The organism is Actinomadura livida, assembly GCF_014648675.1.
Lineage (GTDB): Bacteria > Actinomycetota > Actinomycetes > Streptosporangiales > Streptosporangiaceae > Spirillospora > Spirillospora livida.
In genome coordinates, this window is sequence record NZ_BMRO01000006.1 from 40,471 (window position 1) to 57,578 (window position 17,108).

21 protein-coding genes are annotated in these 17,108 nt (G+C 75.3%); 9 read left to right on the forward strand and 12 right to left on the reverse strand.

What is annotated here, in order from left to right:
- Positions 1-13: 13 nt before the first annotated feature.
- From fdxA to IEZ03_RS15480, 3 genes are all read right to left on the reverse strand, one after another.
- Positions 14-361: a ferredoxin gene (fdxA, locus tag IEZ03_RS15470; RefSeq protein WP_132052161.1), complete on the reverse strand. Its 348-nt coding sequence runs from the start codon at positions 359-361 to the stop codon at positions 14-16.
- Positions 362-483: 122 nt separating this feature from the next.
- The gene (locus IEZ03_RS15475) at positions 484-954 is read right to left on the reverse strand and encodes a hypothetical protein (protein WP_184883887.1); all 471 of its coding nucleotides are present in this window, start codon (positions 952-954) and stop codon (positions 484-486) included.
- A 41-nt stretch (positions 955-995) separates the two neighbouring features.
- Complete coding sequence (locus tag IEZ03_RS15480) at positions 996-1,469, reverse strand: hemerythrin domain-containing protein (protein ID WP_184883885.1); 474 nt, start codon at positions 1,467-1,469, stop codon at positions 996-998.
- Between the two features lie 181 nt (positions 1,470-1,650).
- On the opposite strand from IEZ03_RS15480, the gene mftR reads away from it, so the two are divergent.
- Positions 1,651-2,280, forward strand: a complete 630-nt coding sequence (gene mftR / locus IEZ03_RS15485) for a mycofactocin system transcriptional regulator MftR (RefSeq protein ID WP_229808311.1) — start codon at positions 1,651-1,653, stop codon at positions 2,278-2,280.
- 21 nt (positions 2,281-2,301) lie between these two features.
- On the opposite strand, the gene mftG is transcribed toward mftR, so the two are convergent.
- On the reverse strand, positions 2,302-3,834 hold the full coding sequence (gene mftG, locus IEZ03_RS15490) for a mycofactocin dehydrogenase MftG (protein ID WP_184883883.1): 1,533 nt from the start codon (positions 3,832-3,834) through the stop codon (positions 2,302-2,304).
- A 67-nt stretch (positions 3,835-3,901) separates the two neighbouring features.
- On the opposite strand from mftG, the gene mftA reads away from it, so the two are divergent.
- From mftA to mftF, 6 genes are read left to right on the forward strand one after another with little or no spacing between them, the layout of a single operon-like run.
- Positions 3,902-4,024, forward strand: coding sequence for a mycofactocin precursor MftA (gene mftA, locus IEZ03_RS15495; protein WP_184883882.1), 123 nt, complete (start codon positions 3,902-3,904; stop codon positions 4,022-4,024).
- A gap of 3 nt (positions 4,025-4,027) precedes the next feature.
- Entirely contained in the window at positions 4,028-4,303 is a 276-nt protein-coding gene (gene mftB / locus IEZ03_RS15500; RefSeq protein ID WP_132052151.1) for a mycofactocin biosynthesis chaperone MftB, read from the forward strand.
- Positions 4,300-5,538 carry a mycofactocin radical SAM maturase gene (gene mftC / locus IEZ03_RS15505; protein ID WP_184883880.1) on the forward strand — a complete coding sequence of 413 codons (1,239 nt, stop codon included), beginning with the start codon at positions 4,300-4,302 and terminating at the stop codon, positions 5,536-5,538. The genes mftB and mftC overlap by 4 nt, the downstream gene beginning before the upstream one ends.
- A 43-nt stretch (positions 5,539-5,581) precedes the next feature.
- A complete protein-coding gene (gene mftD, locus IEZ03_RS15510) occupies positions 5,582-6,784 on the forward strand; it encodes a pre-mycofactocin synthase MftD (RefSeq protein ID WP_184883878.1) in 1,203 nt (400 codons plus the stop codon).
- A gap of 1 nt (position 6,785) precedes the next feature.
- Complete coding sequence (gene mftE, locus IEZ03_RS15515; RefSeq protein ID WP_229808312.1) at positions 6,786-7,568, forward strand: mycofactocin biosynthesis peptidyl-dipeptidase MftE; 783 nt, start codon at positions 6,786-6,788, stop codon at positions 7,566-7,568.
- On the forward strand, positions 7,565-9,025 hold the full coding sequence (gene mftF, locus IEZ03_RS15520; protein WP_184883876.1) for a mycofactocin biosynthesis glycosyltransferase MftF: 1,461 nt from the start codon (positions 7,565-7,567) through the stop codon (positions 9,023-9,025). The genes mftE and mftF overlap by 4 nt, the downstream gene beginning before the upstream one ends.
- On the opposite strand, the gene IEZ03_RS15525 is transcribed toward mftF, so the two are convergent.
- The 8 genes from IEZ03_RS15525 to IEZ03_RS15560 are packed head-to-tail and all read right to left on the reverse strand — an operon-like array spanning position 9,001 to position 14,823.
- A complete protein-coding gene (locus IEZ03_RS15525; RefSeq protein ID WP_221480695.1) occupies positions 9,001-9,534 on the reverse strand; it encodes a DUF488 domain-containing protein in 534 nt (177 codons plus the stop codon). The two genes, mftF and IEZ03_RS15525, sit on opposite strands and share 25 nt — an antisense overlap.
- A gap of 43 nt (positions 9,535-9,577) precedes the next feature.
- Positions 9,578-11,002 carry an aldehyde dehydrogenase gene (locus IEZ03_RS15530; protein WP_184883874.1) on the reverse strand — a complete coding sequence of 475 codons (1,425 nt, stop codon included), beginning with the start codon at positions 11,000-11,002 and terminating at the stop codon, positions 9,578-9,580.
- The gene (locus IEZ03_RS15535) at positions 10,993-11,199 is read right to left on the reverse strand and encodes a tautomerase family protein (protein ID WP_184883872.1); all 207 of its coding nucleotides are present in this window, start codon (positions 11,197-11,199) and stop codon (positions 10,993-10,995) included. Before IEZ03_RS15535 ends, IEZ03_RS15530 begins: the two co-directional genes overlap by 10 nt.
- Complete coding sequence (locus tag IEZ03_RS15540; RefSeq protein WP_184883870.1) at positions 11,199-11,804, reverse strand: cysteine hydrolase family protein; 606 nt, start codon at positions 11,802-11,804, stop codon at positions 11,199-11,201. The genes IEZ03_RS15535 and IEZ03_RS15540 overlap by 1 nt, the downstream gene beginning before the upstream one ends.
- Complete coding sequence (locus IEZ03_RS15545; RefSeq protein WP_184883868.1) at positions 11,801-12,544, reverse strand: FadR/GntR family transcriptional regulator; 744 nt, start codon at positions 12,542-12,544, stop codon at positions 11,801-11,803. Before IEZ03_RS15545 ends, IEZ03_RS15540 begins: the two co-directional genes overlap by 4 nt.
- Positions 12,541-13,620: an amidohydrolase family protein gene (locus IEZ03_RS15550; RefSeq protein WP_229808313.1), complete on the reverse strand. Its 1,080-nt coding sequence runs from the start codon at positions 13,618-13,620 to the stop codon at positions 12,541-12,543. Before IEZ03_RS15550 ends, IEZ03_RS15545 begins: the two co-directional genes overlap by 4 nt.
- On the reverse strand, positions 13,613-13,978 hold the full coding sequence (locus IEZ03_RS15555; protein WP_184883867.1) for an extradiol ring-cleavage dioxygenase: 366 nt from the start codon (positions 13,976-13,978) through the stop codon (positions 13,613-13,615). The genes IEZ03_RS15550 and IEZ03_RS15555 overlap by 8 nt, the downstream gene beginning before the upstream one ends.
- Positions 13,975-14,823, reverse strand: coding sequence for a DODA-type extradiol aromatic ring-opening family dioxygenase (locus IEZ03_RS15560; protein WP_184883865.1), 849 nt, complete (start codon positions 14,821-14,823; stop codon positions 13,975-13,977). Before IEZ03_RS15560 ends, IEZ03_RS15555 begins: the two co-directional genes overlap by 4 nt.
- A 178-nt stretch (positions 14,824-15,001) precedes the next feature.
- Between IEZ03_RS15560 and IEZ03_RS15565 the strand changes: the two genes are divergently transcribed.
- Both IEZ03_RS15565 and IEZ03_RS15570 read left to right on the forward strand, forming a co-directional pair.
- On the forward strand, positions 15,002-15,796 hold the full coding sequence (locus IEZ03_RS15565) for a hypothetical protein (protein ID WP_184883863.1): 795 nt from the start codon (positions 15,002-15,004) through the stop codon (positions 15,794-15,796).
- On the forward strand, positions 15,783-17,108 hold a 1,326-nt coding region (locus tag IEZ03_RS15570; RefSeq protein WP_229808314.1), incomplete at its 3' end, for an ABC transporter transmembrane domain-containing protein. The genes IEZ03_RS15565 and IEZ03_RS15570, both read left to right, overlap by 14 nt.

Below are 17,108 nucleotides of genomic sequence, written 5' to 3' on the forward strand. Positions count from 1 at the left end.
AAATCCGCGGGGCCTACTCCTCGCCGGGCTTCGGATGGGCGGCGACCAAGGGGGTGTCCACGCCGAGGGGGCCGAGTTTGGCCGCGCCGCCGGGCGTGTCCAGCGGCGCGTCGCGGCCGGGGAGCGTCTCGCTGAAGAAGCGCGCGTTGTCGTCCCTGTACGGCTCCAGCGCCGCCGGCAGGTCGTCCTCGTAGTAGATGGCCTCGACCGGGCAGACCGGCTCGCACGCGCCGCAGTCGACGCACTCGTCGGGGTGGATGTACAGCGCCCGCTCCCCCTCGTAGATGCAGTCGACCGGGCACTCCTCGACGCAGGCGCGGTCCATGACGTCGATGCACGGCTCCCCGATCACATATGTCACTGCGGCCTCCTCGATCAGGTCCGTGGTCCCGGCCCCGATTTTGCACTATTTTACTTGTATAAATCCCAACAAGTCGTCCCGACTCGGCGACGAGACCGACGTCTCACCGGCCGGTTCCGCGGTCAGGTCGCCATGACCGCCCCGAGGGCGATGAGGACGAGGGCCAGCGCGCCGATGAACGCGCGCAGCACGCCGGCGCCGCGCGCTCCCCTGCGGACGAGATCGGCCCGCCGCTCGTCGCCGGGTTCCGCCAGGGCGCCGTGGCGCAGGCGGGTCATCCGGCGCGCCTGGACGACCCCGGCCAGCAGGGTGAGCACGAGGGCCGCGGCCACCAGCGCCGCTGCGACGAGCACGCCGTCCCAGGGCCGCCCGGCGACCAGTACCGCTCCGCTGCCGAGGGCGAGCGCCAGCGCGGCGGAGCCGATCACCCCGTAGGCGCGGCCGAGGGCGCGGAAGAACGCGACCCGGTCGCCGGGAGCGAGCGTGCGGGCGGTGACCCGCGCCACGACGGCGATCGCCGCGAATCCGCCGGTCCACACCGACGTGGCGAGGATGAGGACGCCTGCGAGCCCCGCCTCGATCTCATGGGACATTCCTGCCTCCGCGTGTTCTCGTTCCGGTCCCGGAGGTGCCGTCAGGTGTGCGCCTGCCGGCACGCCCATCCCTCGGGCAGCCGGCCGGAGGCGAGGAAGCGCCGGAGGCGGTCGATCGCTCCGGGCTCCAGCACCGCGTCGGCCTGCGGGTAGAGGATCGGCTCCTCCTTGGAGTTGTGCCGGTCCAGCAGCCCCGGCAACTCGGTGCACAGCTCCCGCACCTGGGGATTCGCGGGGCCCCGGGCGGTCGCGGCCTCCAGGCGGTCCATCGTCCGCCAGAGCTCGCCGTGCTCGCGCAGCATGACGAAGACCGGCGCCATCAGCCCCGCCTCCCGCAACGGCGGGAACAGGAACTCCTCTTCGAGGTAGATGTGGCGGCGCAGCCCCTCCAACGCGCGCTTGAGCGGCACGCTGTCCTCCCTGCCCTCCGCCAGAGCGGCGGTGAAGGACTCGATCCCTTCGTCGATCTCGCGGTGCTCGCGCTCCAGCGCCGCGGACAGTGCCTCGCCGTCCATGCGCCCTCCCTGCTCCCGGCCGCCAAGGCTCCGGCTTTTATCCAGTGTTCCCTGTTTTTATAGGTTGTATTGGAAAAAATGTAAAGCGCGCGGCCCGACCGGCCGGTGCGCCGAGCGGCCGCCGCCGGGAGGCGTCCGCACGACCGGCCATGACGGCGCCGATCGTGGCAGGCTGGGGCGCGTGAGCTCGGATGCCGGTGTCCGGCGGATGATGGGCCGGCCGCGCGCGACGTCGCCGGCCGTCCTGGAGCGGCGCGCCTTCGAGCTGTTCGCCCGGCGGGGCTTCGACGAGACGACGGTGGACGACATCGCGGCGGCGGCGGGGATCGCACGCCGGACGTTCTTCCGCTACTTCCCGTCCAAGAACGACCTGGTCTGGGGCGACTTCGAAGGGCAGCTGCGCAGGCTGCGCGCGCTGCTGGACGAGGCCGGTCCGGGCACGCCGACGATGGACGCGGTGCGCCGGGCCGTGGTCGGGTTCAACCGCTTCGATCCGCAGGAGGTGCCCTGGCACCGGCAGCGCATGGAGCTCATCCTGCGGGTGCCGACCCTCCAGGCGGACGCCACCCTGCGCTACGCGTCCTGGCGGATGATCATCACCGAGTTCGTGGCGGCGCGGACCGGTGCCCCCGCGTCGGCGCCGGTCCCCCGGCTGACCGGGCACCTCGTCCTCGCCGCCGCGGTCTCCGCCTACGAGCACTGGCTGGAGGGCGGGGACCGGACGGCGCTGTCCGACCTGCTGGACGAGGCGATCCGGCATCTGGGCGACGGGCTCGCGGCGGTCTTGGACGACACGGCGCCCGCGTCCTGACGGGCCGCTCCTCCTGCCCGCTCAGGCGTCCTGCGCGTTCATGGCGCGGGCGACGACCTCGCCGATGAGCACGGCCGTGGCGGCCGGGCCGCGCAGCGGGGCCGTCGGCAGGATCGAGGTGTCGGCCACCCGGAGCCCCTCCAGCCCGCGCACGCCGCCGCGGCCGTCGACGGCGGCCCCCATCGGGACGGTGCCGCAGGTGTGCTGGGACGTTCCGAGCCGTGCGCGTATCCAGCGGTCGAGGGCATGGTCGTCGTCCAGGGTCCTCGCGTCCGGTTCGGCGAGCTCCTGGGCCACCTCGGCGAACGCGGCGGTCGCCACCACGGCCGCCGCCGCCCGCACCGCCTCGCGCATCCGGCGCCGGTCGGCCGCGGTCTCCAGGTACCCGTACTCGACGCGCGGCGGAACCTCGGGATCGGCCGACAGGCTCCGCAGGCCGCCGGTCCTGCGCGGTGCCTGCACCGAGGCGAAGAAGGGCAGGGGCGCGCCGGGGGCCGTGGTCGTCCCCGCGACCAGGCCCGCCATCGGCACCAGGGACTGGAGGATCTCCAGATCGCCCGCGCCGCGGGAGCCGGAGGACGACAGATGCAGCGCCCCGCCCAGCCACGAGCCGGACGGTCCGGGCAGCCGCCGCCGGGGCGCCCACTCCACGACCACCTGCGGATGGTCGCTCAGCGCGGCGCCCACGGCGGGCAGGTCGTGCACGACCCGGATGCCGCCCCGCTCCAGGTCCGCGGCGGGGCCGATCCCCGAAAGGTGCAGCAGGTGCGGTGAGACGACGGCTCCCGCGCACAGGACGACCTCCCCCGCCTCCAGGACGGTGCGCCGCCCGTCCAACTCGGCCACCACCCCGGTGGCCCTGCCGCGGTCGATCACCAGCGACCGCACCGTGCAGCCGCCGAGCAGGGTGAGGTTGGGGCGATGCGCCGCGCCGAGCAGGTAGGCGAGCCCGGTGTTGACGCGGCGGCCGTCCCGCGTGTTCGACGGCACCGGGCCGAACCCGGGCGCGTCCTGGGCGTTCTTGTCCGGCTCGCCCGGGTGGCCGAGCTCGCGGGCGGCGGCCTCGAACGCGGCCGCGGCGGGATGGTCCAGGCCGCCCCGGCGCACCGGTACCGGACCACGGTCCCCGTGCTCGGGGGCGTCCCCGTAGTCGAGGTCCGTCTCCAGCGCCCGGAGGAGCGGCAGCACCCGCTCGTAGGACCAGCGGCCGTCGCCCGCCGCGGCCGCCCAGCGGTCGAAGTCCGCGCGCCGCGCCCGGACGAAGTAGCCGCCGTTGACGGTGGTCGACCCGCCGAGGAAGCGGCCCCGGGGCGCCATGTAGGGCATGCCGGGCGCGAGCACGGCGGGGAGCATCCGGACGGCGGCGCTCCCCTGCCGGGCGCCGGGCACAAGGCGGGCGTCCAGCAGGTCCGCCGGGAACTCCGCCGGGGCGCGCGGCACCGGCCCGGCCTCCGCGACGACGACCCTGCGGCCGGGGTCCTCGCTGAGCCTCGCGGCCAGGGCGGCGCCGCTGCCGCCCGCCCCCACGACGAGCACGTCGGCACGCGGAACCATGACCGGACCCTATCTTTTGGCACTCGATGCCTTTAGGATCCGTGCCAAGTCGGACAAGGAGGCCCTGATGGACACCAACGCGCCGGAGAACCAGGTGGCGGACCAGGCGGACGACGCCGCCCGGGAAGCCGACGTGGCCGAGTCCCTGATCGAGGAGGTCTCGATCGACGGCATGTGCGGCGTCTACTAGCCGATGCAGGGCATCGACCTCGACCGCGCCTGGGACCTGCATCCGCAGGTCTCGGTGCGGCCCGAGCCCTTCGGCGCGCTGCTCTACCACTTCGGCACGCGCAAGCTGTCGTTCCTCAAGGACCGCCGGCTCCTCGACGTCGTCCGCTCCCTGGGCGACGCGCGGACCGCCCGGGACGCCTGCGCGGCGGCCGGCGTCCCGGAGTCGGACCTGGCCCGGTACCGCGCGGCGCTCGGCACGCTCGTCCGGTCCTCGATGCTCGTCGAAAGGACCCCATGACCATCCCTGCGACGGCCGCCCCCGCCAAGGGGACGCGGCTGGTCGACCTGTTCGAGCGCGGGCTCGACGCGCCGATCTGCCTGACCTGGGAACTCACCTACGCCTGCAACCTGTCGTGCGCGCACTGCCTGTCCAGCTCGGGGCGCCGCGACCCGCGCGAGCTGAGCACGGACGAGGCCAAGGCCGTCATCGACGAACTGGAGGCCATGCAGGTCTTCTACGTCAACATCGGCGGCGGCGAGCCGACCGTGCGTCCCGACTTCTGGGAGCTGCTCGACTACGCCACCGCGCACCACGTGGGCGTGAAGTTCTCCACGAACGGCGTCCGGATCACCCCGGAGGCGGCGGCCAGGCTCGCGGCCAACGACTACGTCGACGTGCAGATCTCGCTGGACGGCGCGACCGCCGAGGTCAACGACGCGCTGCGCGGTCCCGGCTCCTACGACACCGCCGTCCGCGCGATGCGCAACCTCGCGGACGCCGGGATGAAGAACTTCAAGCTGTCGGTCGTGTGCACCCGGCACAACATCCCGCAGATGGACGCGTTCAAGGCGCTCGCCGACGAGTACGGCGCCCAGCTCCGGCTGACCCGGCTGCGCCCGTCCGGCCGCGGCGCCGACGTGTGGGACGAGCTGCACCCCACGAGCGGTCAGCAGCGCGAGCTGTACGACTGGCTCGTCGCCCACGGCGACAGCGTCCTGACCGGTGACTCCTTCTTCCACCTGTCCGCCTACGGGGAGCCCCTGCCGGGCCTGAACATGTGCGGCGCGGGCCGGGTGGTGTGCCTCATCGACCCGGTCGGCGACGTGTACGCCTGCCCGTTCGCGATCCACGAGGAGTTCCTCGCGGGCAACACCCGGCAGTCGGGCGGCTTCACCGGCATCTGGCGCGAGTCGGAGCTGTTCCGCGACCTCCGGCAGCCGCAGAACGGCGGCGCGTGCAGCTCCTGCGCCTTCTACGACACGTGCAAGGGCGGCTGCATGGCCGCCAAGTTCTTCACCGGGCTGCCGCTGGACGGCCCCGACCCCGAGTGCGTCCAGGGGCACGGCGAGAAGCTGCTCGCGGGCCGTCCCGAGGACCGTGCGGGGATTCCCCGGCCGTCCGCCGACCACTCGCACCGCACCGCGCCCGCCCGGAGGCGGCCGGTCCCGGTGCAGCTGATGAGCCGCCCGCCCGAACGCCCGCCGGTGAGCGCCTGCGAGGAGAACCCCCTCGCCGGCCTGAAGATCCCTTAATCCGCCCAAGCCAGGTCGAAACCACCGCAGGAGAGATCGCCACATGTTCAGGAACCCGTGGTTCGAGACCGTGGCCGAGGCCCAGCGGCGCGCCAAGCGGCGGCTGCCGTACATGGTCTACGGGGCCCTGGTCGCGGGCTCGGAGCGCGGCCGGACGGTCGACGACAACATCACGGCGTTCGGCGAACTCGGCTTCGCGCCCCGCGTCGTCGGCCGGAGCTCCGCCGGTGACAGGGCGGAGCGCGACCTCTCCACCACCGTGATGGGCGTGGAGTCGTCGTTCCCGGTGCTCATCTCCCCCACCGGGGTCCAGGCCGTCCACCCCGACGGCGAGGTCGCCGTGGCGCGGGCCGCCGCCAACCGGGGCGTCATCATGGGCCTCAGCTCGTTCGCGAGCAAGCCCGTGGAGGAGGTCGCCGCCGCCAACCCGAACGTGTTCTTCCAGATGTACTGGAGCGGCGACCGCGACGCGATGGTGCAGCGCATGGAGCGCGCGAAGGCGGCGGGCGCCAAGGCGCTCATCGCCACGCTCGACTGGTCGTTCTCCCACGGCCGCGACTGGGGCAGCCCCACGATCCCGGAGAAGATCGACGCGAAGACGGTGGCGAAGCTGGCGCCGGGCGTCCTGCCCTACCCCGGCTGGCTGTGGCGCTTCGCGAAGTCGGGGCGGCTGCCCGACCTGACCACCCCCAACCTGAAGCCGCCGAACGGGCCCGCCCCCACCTTCTTCGGCGCCTACGGGGAGTGGATGCAGACGCCGCCGCCCACCTGGGAGGACGTGGCGTGGCTGCGCAAGGAGTGGGGCGGTCCGTTCATGCTCAAGGGCGTCACGCGCGTCGACGACGCGAAGCGGGCCGTCGACGCCGGGGTGACGGCGCTGTCGGTGTCGAACCACGGCGGCAACAACCTGGACACGACGCCCGCCACGATCCGCGTCCTGCCGTCCATCGCGGACGCGGTCGGCGACCAGGTCGAGGTGCTGCTCGACGGCGGCGTGCGGCGCGGCGGCGACGTCGCCAAGGCGCTCGCCCTGGGGGCGCGGGCCGTGCTCATCGGCCGCGCCTCCCTGTGGGGCCTGGCCGCGAACGGGGAGGCCGGGGTGGAGAACGTCCTGGACATCCTGCGCAGCGGCCTCGACTCCGCCGTCCTCGGCCTGGGGCACGCCGGCGTCCGCGACCTGTCCCCGGACGACCTCGTCGTTCCGCGTGACTTCCGGCTCACGCTGGGCGGCGGGTCCGAGGACTGACGTGGCGGGTGCCGGGGACGATGATCCGGGCGGGGGCCTGGGCGGGGCTGCCTGGCCGGACGTCGGCGAAGGGGCGCTGGTCCTGGTGCCGGCCGGGTCGACCGAGCAGCACGGGCCGCATCTGCCGCTGTCCACCGACACGGTGATCGCCGAGGCCGTCGCCGCGCGGGCGGCCGGCGTCCTGCGCGACGCCCGCCGGGATGAGGGGACGGCCCGCCCGGTGCTCGTCGCGCCGGCGATCGCCTACGGCGCCAGCGGCGAGCACGCCGGGTTCCCCGGGACCGTCTCGATCGGCCACGAGGCGCTGCACGCCGTGATCGTGGAGACCGTGCGCTCGCTCGCGGGGTGGGCGGGACGCGTCGCCCTGGTCAACGGGCACGGCGGCAACGTCGCCACGCTCGACGCCGCGGTCGCCCGGCTGCGCGGCGAGGGCCACGACACCGCGTGGGTGGGCTGCGGCGTCCCGGACGGCGACGCGCACGCCGGGTTCACCGAGACGTCCGTGATGCTGCACCTGGCCCCCGGCCTGGTGCGGCCGTTCCACGCGGTCACCGGCGAGACCCGCCCGCTCGCCGCGATCATGCCGGAGCTGGTCGCGCGGGGCGTGCGCGCCGTGTCGCCGTCGGGGGTGCTCGGCGACCCGGCGGGGGCGTCCGGTGAGCACGGCCGCGAGATCCTGGCGGCCATGGTGGCGGCCGCCGCGCGCCGGATCGGCGGCTGGCGGGTGGACGGCCGCGGCCGCCTCCTCGAACCTCGGGCGGCTGCCACGGAGGCCCGGCCATGAAGCTCCCCGCCGACTTCGCCGTCGCGCTGGACCGGGACACCTCCTTCTGGTCGGGCGGCCGGGTGGCCACCGGCGGCTCCCCCTGGAAGGTGGTGCGGCTCGCCGACACCGCCGGCCCGCACCTGGCTGCGCTGCGCCGCGCGGGCGCGCGGGGGCTGGCGGACTCCTCGCCCGTCGGGCGGGCGCTGGCCCGCCGCCTCCTCGATCTCGGCATGGCGCACCCGGTCCCGGCCCCGCGTCCCGGGCCGCACGACGTGACGGTCGTCGTCCCGGCCTTCGGGCGGGCGGACGAGCTGGAGCGATGCCTGGCGGCCGTCAAGGGCGTGCCGGTGATCGTCGTGGACGACTGCTCGCCCGACCCCGGTCCGCTGCGCCGCGCTGCGGAGGCGCACGGGGCACGGCTGGTCCGGCATCCCCGCAACCGGGGTCCGGCCGCCGCGCGCAACACCGGGCTCCGCCTGGTGGAGACGCCGTTCGCCGCGTTCGTGGACTCCGACTGCCGCCCCGGGGACGGGTGGCTCGACGTGCTCGTCCCGCACTTCGACGATCCCCGCGTCGCCGCCGTCGCCCCGCGGGTGCTGCCGGACGCCCATGTCCCGGGCGGCGGCTCCGCGCTGCTGGCCCGCTACGAGGCCGCCCGCTCGTCCCTGGACATGGGCGCCCGGCCCGCGCTCGTCCGCCCCGGCGGAAGGCTGGGGTTCGTGCCCACCGCGACGCTGCTGGTGCGCGTCTCAGCGGTAGAGGGGAACGCCTTCGACGAGGAACTGCGGCTGGGCGAGGACGTCGACTTCGTGTGGCGGCTCGGCGACCGCGGGTGGCACGTCCGGTACGAGCCCGCCGCCCACGTCACGCACAGCGGGCGGCTGCGCCCGCTGGACTGGGCGCGGCGGCGCCACGAGTACGGCACGTCCGCCGCCGACCTGGCCCGGCGGCATCCCGGCAGGCTCGCCCCCGCCCGCCCGTCGGCGTGGAACCTCGCCGTCCTCGGTCTGCTCGCGCGAGGGCGCCCGGGTGCGGCCGCCGCGTGCGCGGGCGTGTCGGCGGCGCTGCTCGCCCGGCGGCTGTCGCGGCTGCCCGGCGGCCGGAGCCTGGCCGTCTCCCTGGTCGGCAAGGGCGTCGTCGCCGACGCCGCCGCCGTCGGGCACGCGCTGCGCCGCGAATGGTGGCCGCTCGGGCTGCTCGCCCTGGCCGCCGCCCCGCGCAGCCGCCCGGCCCGCGCCGCCGCCGCGGCGATGCTGGCGCCGGTCGCGCTGGAGTGGCTGCGGGAGCGGCCGGCGGTCGACCCGGTCCGCTACACCGTCCTGCGGCTCACCGAGGACGCGGCGTACGGGTCCGGGGTCACGGCCGCGGCCGCCCGTGCGCGTTCGGCCGCTCCCCTGCGCCCGGACGTCCGCCTTCCGATATCCCCTTTCCGAAGGCGCCGCGCCGGCCGTCATGACGGGTCGGCCCCGTCGTAGACGAGGAGCCCGTCGTCCCGCAGGCGCGCCCCGGACGTGGGCGGATGCTCGGTGAGGCGGCCGTCGTGGGCGAGGTGCAGCACGGCCCGGCCGCGGGCGAGCACCGCGAAGTCGGCGATGAGCCGGCGGTGGCAGCGCCACCACACCGACTCGCTGCACATGACGGCCGTGCGGTCCTCCCCGGCCTCGTCCAGCAGGTCGTCCATGGCGGCCAGGAACTCCGGGTCGCGGGTGTGCCCGGCGTACCCGCGGAAGGAGGCGTTGCGCCAGAACGTGTCAGGCGAGTCCGGCGCCGCCCGGCGGAAGCCGCCGAGCCGCCGCTCCCACCGGTACCCGATCCCCGCGGCGGGCAGCCACTCCGCCAGGTCGTCGCGCCGCGCGTCGGGGTTGCGGCGGCTGCCCGGCGCGGTGCGCACGTCCACCACCCGCCGCACCCCGGCGCCCCGCAGCAGGGGCGCCAGCTCCGCGCGCCCGGCGACGCCGTGGCCGAAGGTCATGAGCGGTTCCACATGATCCCCCTTCCCGCCGCCGCGGGATCCATGGGGCGCGGGCTCAGATCGCCATGACGGCGGCCTTCGGCTCGGTGAAGAACTCGCGGCTGTAGGTGCCGCCCTCACGGCCGATGCCGGAGTCGCCGGCCCCGCCGAACGGCGCGCGCAGGTCGCGGACGAAGAAGCAGTTCGTCCACACGGTGCCGGCCCGCAGCGCGGCCGAGACGCGGTGCGCCCGGGAGAGGTTCTCGGTGAACACCATGGCGTTCAGGCCGTACCGCGTGTCGTTGGCCGCGGCGACGGCCTCGTCCTCGGCGCCGAAGGGCGTGACGGTGACCACCGGGCCGAAGATCTCCTCGCGGCGCACCCGCGCGTCCGGCGGCGCGTCGAGGACGACGGTCGGCCGCACGAACAGCCCCTCGTCCGCCACGCCCCCGGTGACGATCTTGCCTCCGTCACCGGGGACCCCGTCGATGTAGCCCTTCACCTTCGCGTAGTGCTCGGCGGAGGACAGCGGGCCCAGCTGCGTCGCGGGGTCCTTCGGGTCGCCGGGCACCAGGGCCTCGGCGGCGGCGACGAAGCGCTCCAGGAACGGGTCGAAGACCTCCCGCTGGACGAACAGGCGGCTTCCGGCCAGGCACACCTGGCCCGCGTTGCCGAAGATGGCCTTCACCGACCAGGAGACGGCGAGGTCGAGGTCGGCGTCGGCGAACACCAGGTTGGCGCCCTTGCCGCCCAGCTCGAAGCTCACCGGGGTGAGGTTCGCCGCCGCGGCGGCGGCGATGGCGCGTCCGGTGGCCGACTCGCCGGTGAAGGTGATGCGGTCCACGCGCGGGTCGGCGGTCAGCGCCTCGCCCACCGAGCCCGGCCCGAAGCCGTGCACGACGTTCAGCACGCCGGGCGGCATCCCGGCCTCCAGCGCCAGCCTCGCCAGCAGGGTCGCCGACGCGGGGGTCTGCTCGGCGGGCTTCAGCACCACCGTGTTCCCCCACGCCAGCGCGGGGGCGACCTTCCACGTCTCCAGCATCAGCGGGAAGTTCCACGGCGCGATGGCGGCGACGACGCCGGCGGGCTCGTACCGGGTGTAGGCGTGGTGGCCGCTGTCCATCGGCAGGGTCTCGGCGGACGACAGCCGCGCGTGGTCGGCGAAGAAGCGGAAGTTGGCCGCCGACCGCGGCACGTCCTTCGAGCGCGTGTCGGCGATGGGCTTGCCCATGTCGGTGGTGTCGGCCATCGCGAGGTCGTCCAGGTTGGCCTCGATGAGGTCGGCCAGCCGGTGCAGGACCGCGCCCCGTTCGGCGAACCCCATCCGCGGCCAGGGGCCCTCGTCGAAGGCGCGCCGGGCGGCGGTGACCGCCCGCCCCGCCTCATCCTTCCCGCCGAGCGCGACCCGCGCCCAGGGCCGCCGGGTGTACGGGTCGACGGTGGGGAGGCTCTCGCGGGACTCGGTCTCGCGGCCGTCGATGACATGCGGGATCAGGTCCATCGCTGCTCCTCGTCGCGTTCCTCGATCGTCACGTCCCCGGCGGCCCAGTGCGCCGCGGGCACCTCCCGGAGGATGACGCGGATACTGGCGCGGGGCGCGCCGACGGCGGCCTCCGCAGCGTCCGTCAGCCCGCTGATGAGCGCGCGAAGCTGCTCCGGCGGACGGCCCTCGACCAGGCTGACCTCGATCAGCGGCATCAGCGGTCTCCCCTCGTCCGGCCGAACGCGGCGGCCGCGTCGCCGAGGGCCGTGACCTCGGCGAAGACGGTGCCCATCAGCCGCAGGCTGTTCAGGTGCAGGTCCTCGAAGTACCCCGCGACGGCCTCCCGCGGCACGACCACCCGCAGGTCGCGGAAGAACGCCGACCGGACGGTCGACTCGACGCAGAAGTCGGTGCGCACGCCCGCCACCACGAGCGCGCCGGCGCCGAGGTCGCGCAGCAGGTCCGCCAGCCCGGTGCGGTGGAACGCGTCGAAGCGGGGCTTGACGACCTCGTGGTCGCCGGGCTCGCGGTCCAGGCCGGAGACCAGCTCGCAGCCCCAGGTCCCGCGCCTGAGGCCCTCCTTGCGCAGGAAGGGGCTCCGCTCGGCGAGCAGCCCCACGTCGGTGTCCTCGGCCCATTCCATCCGCACCCAGATGACCGGGCCGCCGGCGGAGCGGGCGGCGGCGGCGAGCGTGTTGACGTTCCCGACCAGCTCGTCCAGGCCGGTGACGCGGAGCCCGGCCGCCGCGAACACGCCGTCGGGGTGGCAGTAGTCGTTCTGCATGTCGATGACGACCAGGGCCGTCCGCGGACCGCTCATGCCCCGCCCCTCCGGGAGGCGGTCAGGGCGGCGTGCGCCGCGACGGCCGCGGACAGCCGCCGGGGGTCGCCGCCCGCGATGGCCTCCACCAGTTCCCGGTGGACGGCGACCCCGTCGGGTGATGAGCCGCCCCCCGTGTGCGGGCCCTCCTCGTCCGGCTCGTCGGGCGTGACGCCGCGGAGCCGGTTCTCCACGAACTCCAGCAGGGAGATGTAGGTGTGCTGGAGGACCTTGTTGGGGGTGATCTCCGCGATCCTGCGGTGCAGCGCCCAGTTGGCGGCGAGGCGGCCGAAGGGGTCCGCCGACCCGCGCGCCGCCGCCAGCCCGCCGGCCAGCCGCCGCAGGTCGGCGATGTCGGCGTCGGTGCGGTGCCGCATGGCCTCCCGCGCGAGCAGCGGCTCCAGTGCGTCCCGCACCACCAGGCAGTCGGAGACCGACACCGAGTCCCCGGTGAGTTCGAGCATCTTGCGGCCCAGCCGCACCAGCGGCGGCGGGGACGCGACGAAGATCCCGCCCTTGACGCCCGGCCGGACCGAGACCGTGCCGCGCGCGGCCAGCAGCCGGACCGTCTCGTTGAACGTCGCGGCGGCCACGTCGAACTCGCGGCGCAGGCTGTCGCGGGTGCCGAGGCGGTGCCCGGCCGGCAGCGCCTCCTCCGCGATGCGCGCCTCGATCCGCTTGGCGACGGCCTCGGCCAGCGAGAGCCGGGGCAGCTCGGCCGCCGCCCTGTCGGTGCTCATGATGTACGTCCTTCAACGGTGGTGGAGAGCGGCCCGGGCGGCGCGGCCGGGCCGTTGCGGGCCGCGGGGACCACCCGGACGCCGAGGAGCCGAGCGGCGTTGCCGCCGAGGATGGCGGCCTGCCGCTCGGCGTCGACGCCGAGCGCCCGGACGGTTCCCACGGGGTCGTCGTCGGCGAGGTCGAAGGGGGCGTCGGTGCCGAGGAGGACGTGCGCGGCCGTCACGTCCTCGACCAGCCGGCCGAGGACCCCCGGGTCGAACACCGCCGTGTCGTAGCGGAGCCTGCGCAGGTAGTCGCTCGGCGTGCGGCTCGTCACCCGCGCGACCGGCTTGCGGCGCCAGCCGAGGTCGAGGCGGCCGCCGGCGGCGGGCAGGCACCCGCCGCCGTGCGCCAGGCAGAGGACGAGGTCGTGCCGGTCGAGGACGCCGCCGAAGATCAGCCGAGCCGTGGCCAGCGCCGTCTCCATCGGGTAGCCGAGCAGCTGGACCAGGTGGTAGTCCGCCAGCCGGTCGCGGGACGAGACGCGGCTCGGGTGCAGCAGCGTGAAGCAGCGCCGCGCGGCGAGTTCCCGCCACAGGTCCTCGTTGACCGGGTCGTCGAGCTCGCGGCCGCCGCCGAACGTGCCGATGGTCGCGCCGGCCATCCCGAAATCGTCCAGGCAGCGGACCAGCTCCGGCACCGCGCCGGGGTGCCCGACCGGCACGGTGGCCAGGGCGGACAGGCGCCCGCCCGAACCGGCGGCGAACTCGGCGAGCGCGTCGTTGACGAGCCGCGTCACCTCCAGCACGAGCCGGTCGTCGCCGGACTCGGAGGCGAACACGAACGGCGGGGCGGCCACGGCCTGGTGGTCCACCCCCATCGCGGTCATGGCGGCCAGGCGGCGCTCCATGTCGTGCTGCTCGGGCGCGAGCGGGACGGGCGCCCCGGGCGCGAGTCCGCACAGGTCCGGGTCGAGGAGCAGCACCCGTTCCGCGCTCCGGGACAGGTCGGCGAGCCCCCGGCGCTCCAGCTCGCGCAGCAGCGGCATCGGCATCGCGTGGGTGTGGACGTCGACGACGGGCGGGGTGCTACTCACCGCGCTCCGCCATGTAGGCGTCGTACCGGTCCCCCAGCAGCGACCTGATCAGCGCGGTCGCCGCGCCGGAGGTGCCGGCCTTCTCGCCCGTGCCGTAGACCAGCCGGGCGAGCTGGGCGAGCAGGTAGGGGTGCAGGCCGAGCTCGAACAGCCGGCGGAAGTCGCGGTCGCGGATCGCGGCGCGCTCCGCCGCGGTGAGCGGGTAGGCGTCCAGCGCCGCCTGCTCGTCCGACTCGAAGCGGGCCCGCAGCGCGGGGTCCCACTTGAGGTCCTGCACGAGGTCGTTGGCCCGGAGCCGCGGGTCGAAGTGCCGCAGTGCCGACTCCGGCCCGTCCGTCCGCCCGGTCGCCGGTGTCATGGCAGCTCCCAGCGGACGGCGCCGAACCCGCAGCGCCACTGGTCGACGGCGGCGTAGCCCAGGTTCCGGCACGGACGCGGGCCGATCGCGCCCATCACGACGATCCAGGACAGCAGCTCGGCGGTGCCGCCGGAGCCCGCCCGCTCCATGGCCTCGAACGTGGCCTCCGACAGGACCCGCTCGTGGTCGCCGTCGACCAGGAGGTCCAGCCACCAGCGGTCGAACTTCTCGTCGATCTCCAGGTAGCGCGGCCCGCCCGGCTCGTGGGACAGGCCGCCCGAGCCGAGCAGCCCGACCCGCAGCCCGTCGGGCAGGCGGTCGCGGACGGCGTCGCCGATGGCCTGGCCGAGCGAGTAGCAGACCCGTTCGTCCGGGACGGGCGGGACGGTGCAGTTCTGCAGCAGCGGGACGACCGCGATGCCCGTCGAGGCGACCTCGGCCATGGTGACCGGCACGGAGATGTTGTCGTCGTAGCGCAGGTTCTCGGGGACGGCGCGCACGCGGGGGGCGAGGTCCTTGACGCTCTGGTAGAGGACGTCCGCCACGTCCGGGCGGCCGGGGATCTCGTAGTCCGGGACGCGCAGCCAGGGCTTGAACCACTCGTCCGGGCCGCGGTGCCGCTCGGCCATGCCGAACGTGAAGTCCGGGTAGTCGGACACCTTCGAGTTCGCGATGTGGTCGTTGGCGATGATCAGCAGCACGTCGGTGCGGGACTCCACGAGGGCGTCGCGGATCTCGGCGTAGGCGGCGCGCACGGTCCGCTTGTCGGCCTCGGGCGCCTTGTCGAACCAGCCGGTGAGACCGGGCGCGTGGCTCGCGGCCATGGCGACGCTGATTTCAGCCATTCTTCCTCCGTCCGGAGCTCATCGCGCACCAACCTAAGACACCTATTGGTTATATTCAATAGGTTGATAGGCGGCCACCGGGGTGATCATCCGGTGGCCTCCCGAGCCGCCCCCGGGACCCTCGGCAGGAGCGATGCTTTAGGTTAGCCTTGCCTTATTTGCCTATCGCGGAGCTCTCGTGAACAGAACCCGGGCAGGGGCGGTCGCCGTCGGGCGGTCCGCCGAGGAGGCGCTGGAGCCGCTGGGCGCGCGGCTGCGCGCCGCCGCCGACACCGACGGTCCGCTGGGCGTCGCGCCCGGCCTGCGGCCCACCGGCGGCGGCTGGTTCCCCGTCGCCGACCTGGCGGCACGGCCGCGCGAGCGGCTCGGCGCCCTGATCGCGGAGGCGGAACGGCGCTGGCAGGCCCCGCCGCACGTCGCCGCCGCGCTGTGGTGGAAGAACTTCTCGTACTGGACCACGCTGCCGGTCGCGCTGGGCTGGGCGCTGAACCGGCGCGTGCCGATGCTGACCGCCGAGACCGCGATGCTGAGCATCCCGGAGGCCGATCCCGGCATGCTCGTCGCGATGCGCGAGCCCCGTGTCGCCACCGGGGACGTCCCCGAACTCGGCGCGGTCATCGCCGACTCGCTCCTGCGCGACCTGCACGCGCCGGTGATCGAGGCCCTGCACGTGCTCACCCGCGCGGGGCGGCGCGGGCTGTGGGGGTCGGTGGCCGAGGCGCTGGTCCATCCCCTCGTCACGTTCGGCGCCGACCTGCTGGACGACCCCGGCGACGGCGCGCGGACGCTGCTGGAGTCGGTCGGCGGGCCGGTGGCCGGTCTGGTCGAGCTGCCCGGGCTCCCGGACCTGCGGCGCCGCACCTGCTGCCTCTGGGTGACTTTGGGCCAGGGCATCTGCCCGACCTGCTGCGTGAGCGACCCCGCGGACGCCGTCCGGGGCGAGGAACGGAGGAGCGCCGGTGCGCGGTCGTGACGTCGTGCGGCGGGTGATCACCGGCCAGTGGCGGCTCGCCGCCGGCGGCGCCGTGCTGGCCGCCGGGCACCAGGCGGGCGAGGTGCTGGTGCCCGTGGTGATCGGGGTGGTGATCGACAAGGCGATCCTGCCGGGGGACGCCGGCGCCCTCGTCCGGTGGCTCGCCGTGCTGGGCGCGGTCTTCGCCGGGCTCTCCTACAGCTACCGGTTCAGCTTCCGCCTCGCCGAGCGGGCGTCCGAGCAGGCCGCGCACGAGCTGCGGCTGGAGCTGACCCGGCGCACCCTCGACCCGCGCGGCGGCGCCGAGACGGGGCGGCTGCCGGGCGAGCTGGTGAACATCGCGACCGGCGACACCAAGCGGGCCGGCGGCGTGCACGTCGCGATGGCGGCCGGGACCGCGGCGCTGGCGGGCCTGGTGGCGGGCGGCGTCGCGCTGCTGTGGATGTCGGTGCCGCTGGGGCTGCTCGTCCTGCTGGGCATCCCGCCCCTGCTCGGGCTCGCGCACGTGATCGGCAAGCCGCTGGAGCGGCGCAGCGGCGCCGAGCAGGAGCGCGCCGCCCACGCGTCCGGCGTGGCCGCGGACCTGCTCGCCGGCCTCCGGGTCCTCAAGGGCATCGGCGCGGAGCGGGCGGCCGTGGCGCGGTACCGGCGCACCAGCCGCGACTCGCTGGCCGCGACCGTGCGGGCCGCCCGCGCGCAGGCGTGGCACGACGGCGGCATGCTCACGCTGACCGGGGTGTTCATCGCGGTCGTCGCGCTGGTCGGCGGACGGCTCGCCATCTCCGGCGACATCACCGTCGGCCAGCTGGTCACCGCCGTGGGATTGGCGCAGTTCCTGCTGGGGCCGCTGTCGATCCTGTCGTGGGCGAACGGCGAGTTCGCGCAGGGCCGCGCGTCCGCCGCCCGCGTCGCCTCGGTGCTGGGGGCGCCGCCCGCCGTCGCCGACGGGGACGGCGAGCCGCCGCGGCCCGTGCGGGGCGCGCTGCGGCTGCGCGGCGTCCGGTACGGCGACGCGCTGCGCGGCCTGGACCTGGACGTCGCACCGGGCGAGCTGCTCGGGGTCGCGGCCACGTCGCCCGCGGCGGCGACCGCGCTGCTGCGCCTGCTCGGCCGGTCCGCCGACCCCGACTCCGGGACGATCGAGCTCGACGGGACGCCGCTGCGCGAGCTCGCCCCCGCCGCCGTCCGCCGGGCCGTCGTGGTCGCCGAGCACGACGCCGACCTGTTCGAGGGCACCCTCCTGGACAACGTCGCCGCCGCCGCGCCCGCCGGGGCGGACGGTCCGAACGGGACGGCGGCGGGGCTGGCGGCC

Coding starts and splice junctions, on each gene's coding strand:
- IEZ03_RS15530 (WP_184883874.1), bottom strand. CDS start 11,002: ATGGACCTGATCCCGCATGTCATCGACGGCCGCGAGACCGAGTCCCGC.
- mftD (WP_184883878.1), top strand. CDS start 5,582: ATGTTCAGGAACCCGTGGTTCGAGACCGTGGCCGAGGCCCAGCGGCGC.
- IEZ03_RS15545 (WP_184883868.1), bottom strand. CDS start 12,544: ATGAGCACCGACAGGGCGGCGGCCGAGCTGCCCCGGCTCTCGCTGGCC.
- IEZ03_RS15555 (WP_184883867.1), bottom strand. CDS start 13,978: ATGACACCGGCGACCGGGCGGACGGACGGGCCGGAGTCGGCACTGCGG.
- mftG (WP_184883883.1), bottom strand. CDS start 3,834: ATGGTTCCGCGTGCCGACGTGCTCGTCGTGGGGGCGGGCGGCAGCGGC.
- IEZ03_RS15535 (WP_184883872.1), bottom strand. CDS start 11,199: ATGCCGCTGATCGAGGTCAGCCTGGTCGAGGGCCGTCCGCCGGAGCAG.
- mftA (WP_184883882.1), top strand. CDS start 3,902: ATGGACACCAACGCGCCGGAGAACCAGGTGGCGGACCAGGCGGACGAC.
- mftB (WP_132052151.1), top strand. CDS start 4,028: ATGCAGGGCATCGACCTCGACCGCGCCTGGGACCTGCATCCGCAGGTC.
- IEZ03_RS15480 (WP_184883885.1), bottom strand. CDS start 1,469: ATGGACGGCGAGGCACTGTCCGCGGCGCTGGAGCGCGAGCACCGCGAG.
- IEZ03_RS15560 (WP_184883865.1), bottom strand. CDS start 14,823: ATGGCTGAAATCAGCGTCGCCATGGCCGCGAGCCACGCGCCCGGTCTC.
- mftC (WP_184883880.1), top strand. CDS start 4,300: ATGACCATCCCTGCGACGGCCGCCCCCGCCAAGGGGACGCGGCTGGTC.
- IEZ03_RS15475 (WP_184883887.1), bottom strand. CDS start 954: ATGTCCCATGAGATCGAGGCGGGGCTCGCAGGCGTCCTCATCCTCGCC.
- IEZ03_RS15540 (WP_184883870.1), bottom strand. CDS start 11,804: ATGAGCGGTCCGCGGACGGCCCTGGTCGTCATCGACATGCAGAACGAC.
- mftF (WP_184883876.1), top strand. CDS start 7,565: ATGAAGCTCCCCGCCGACTTCGCCGTCGCGCTGGACCGGGACACCTCC.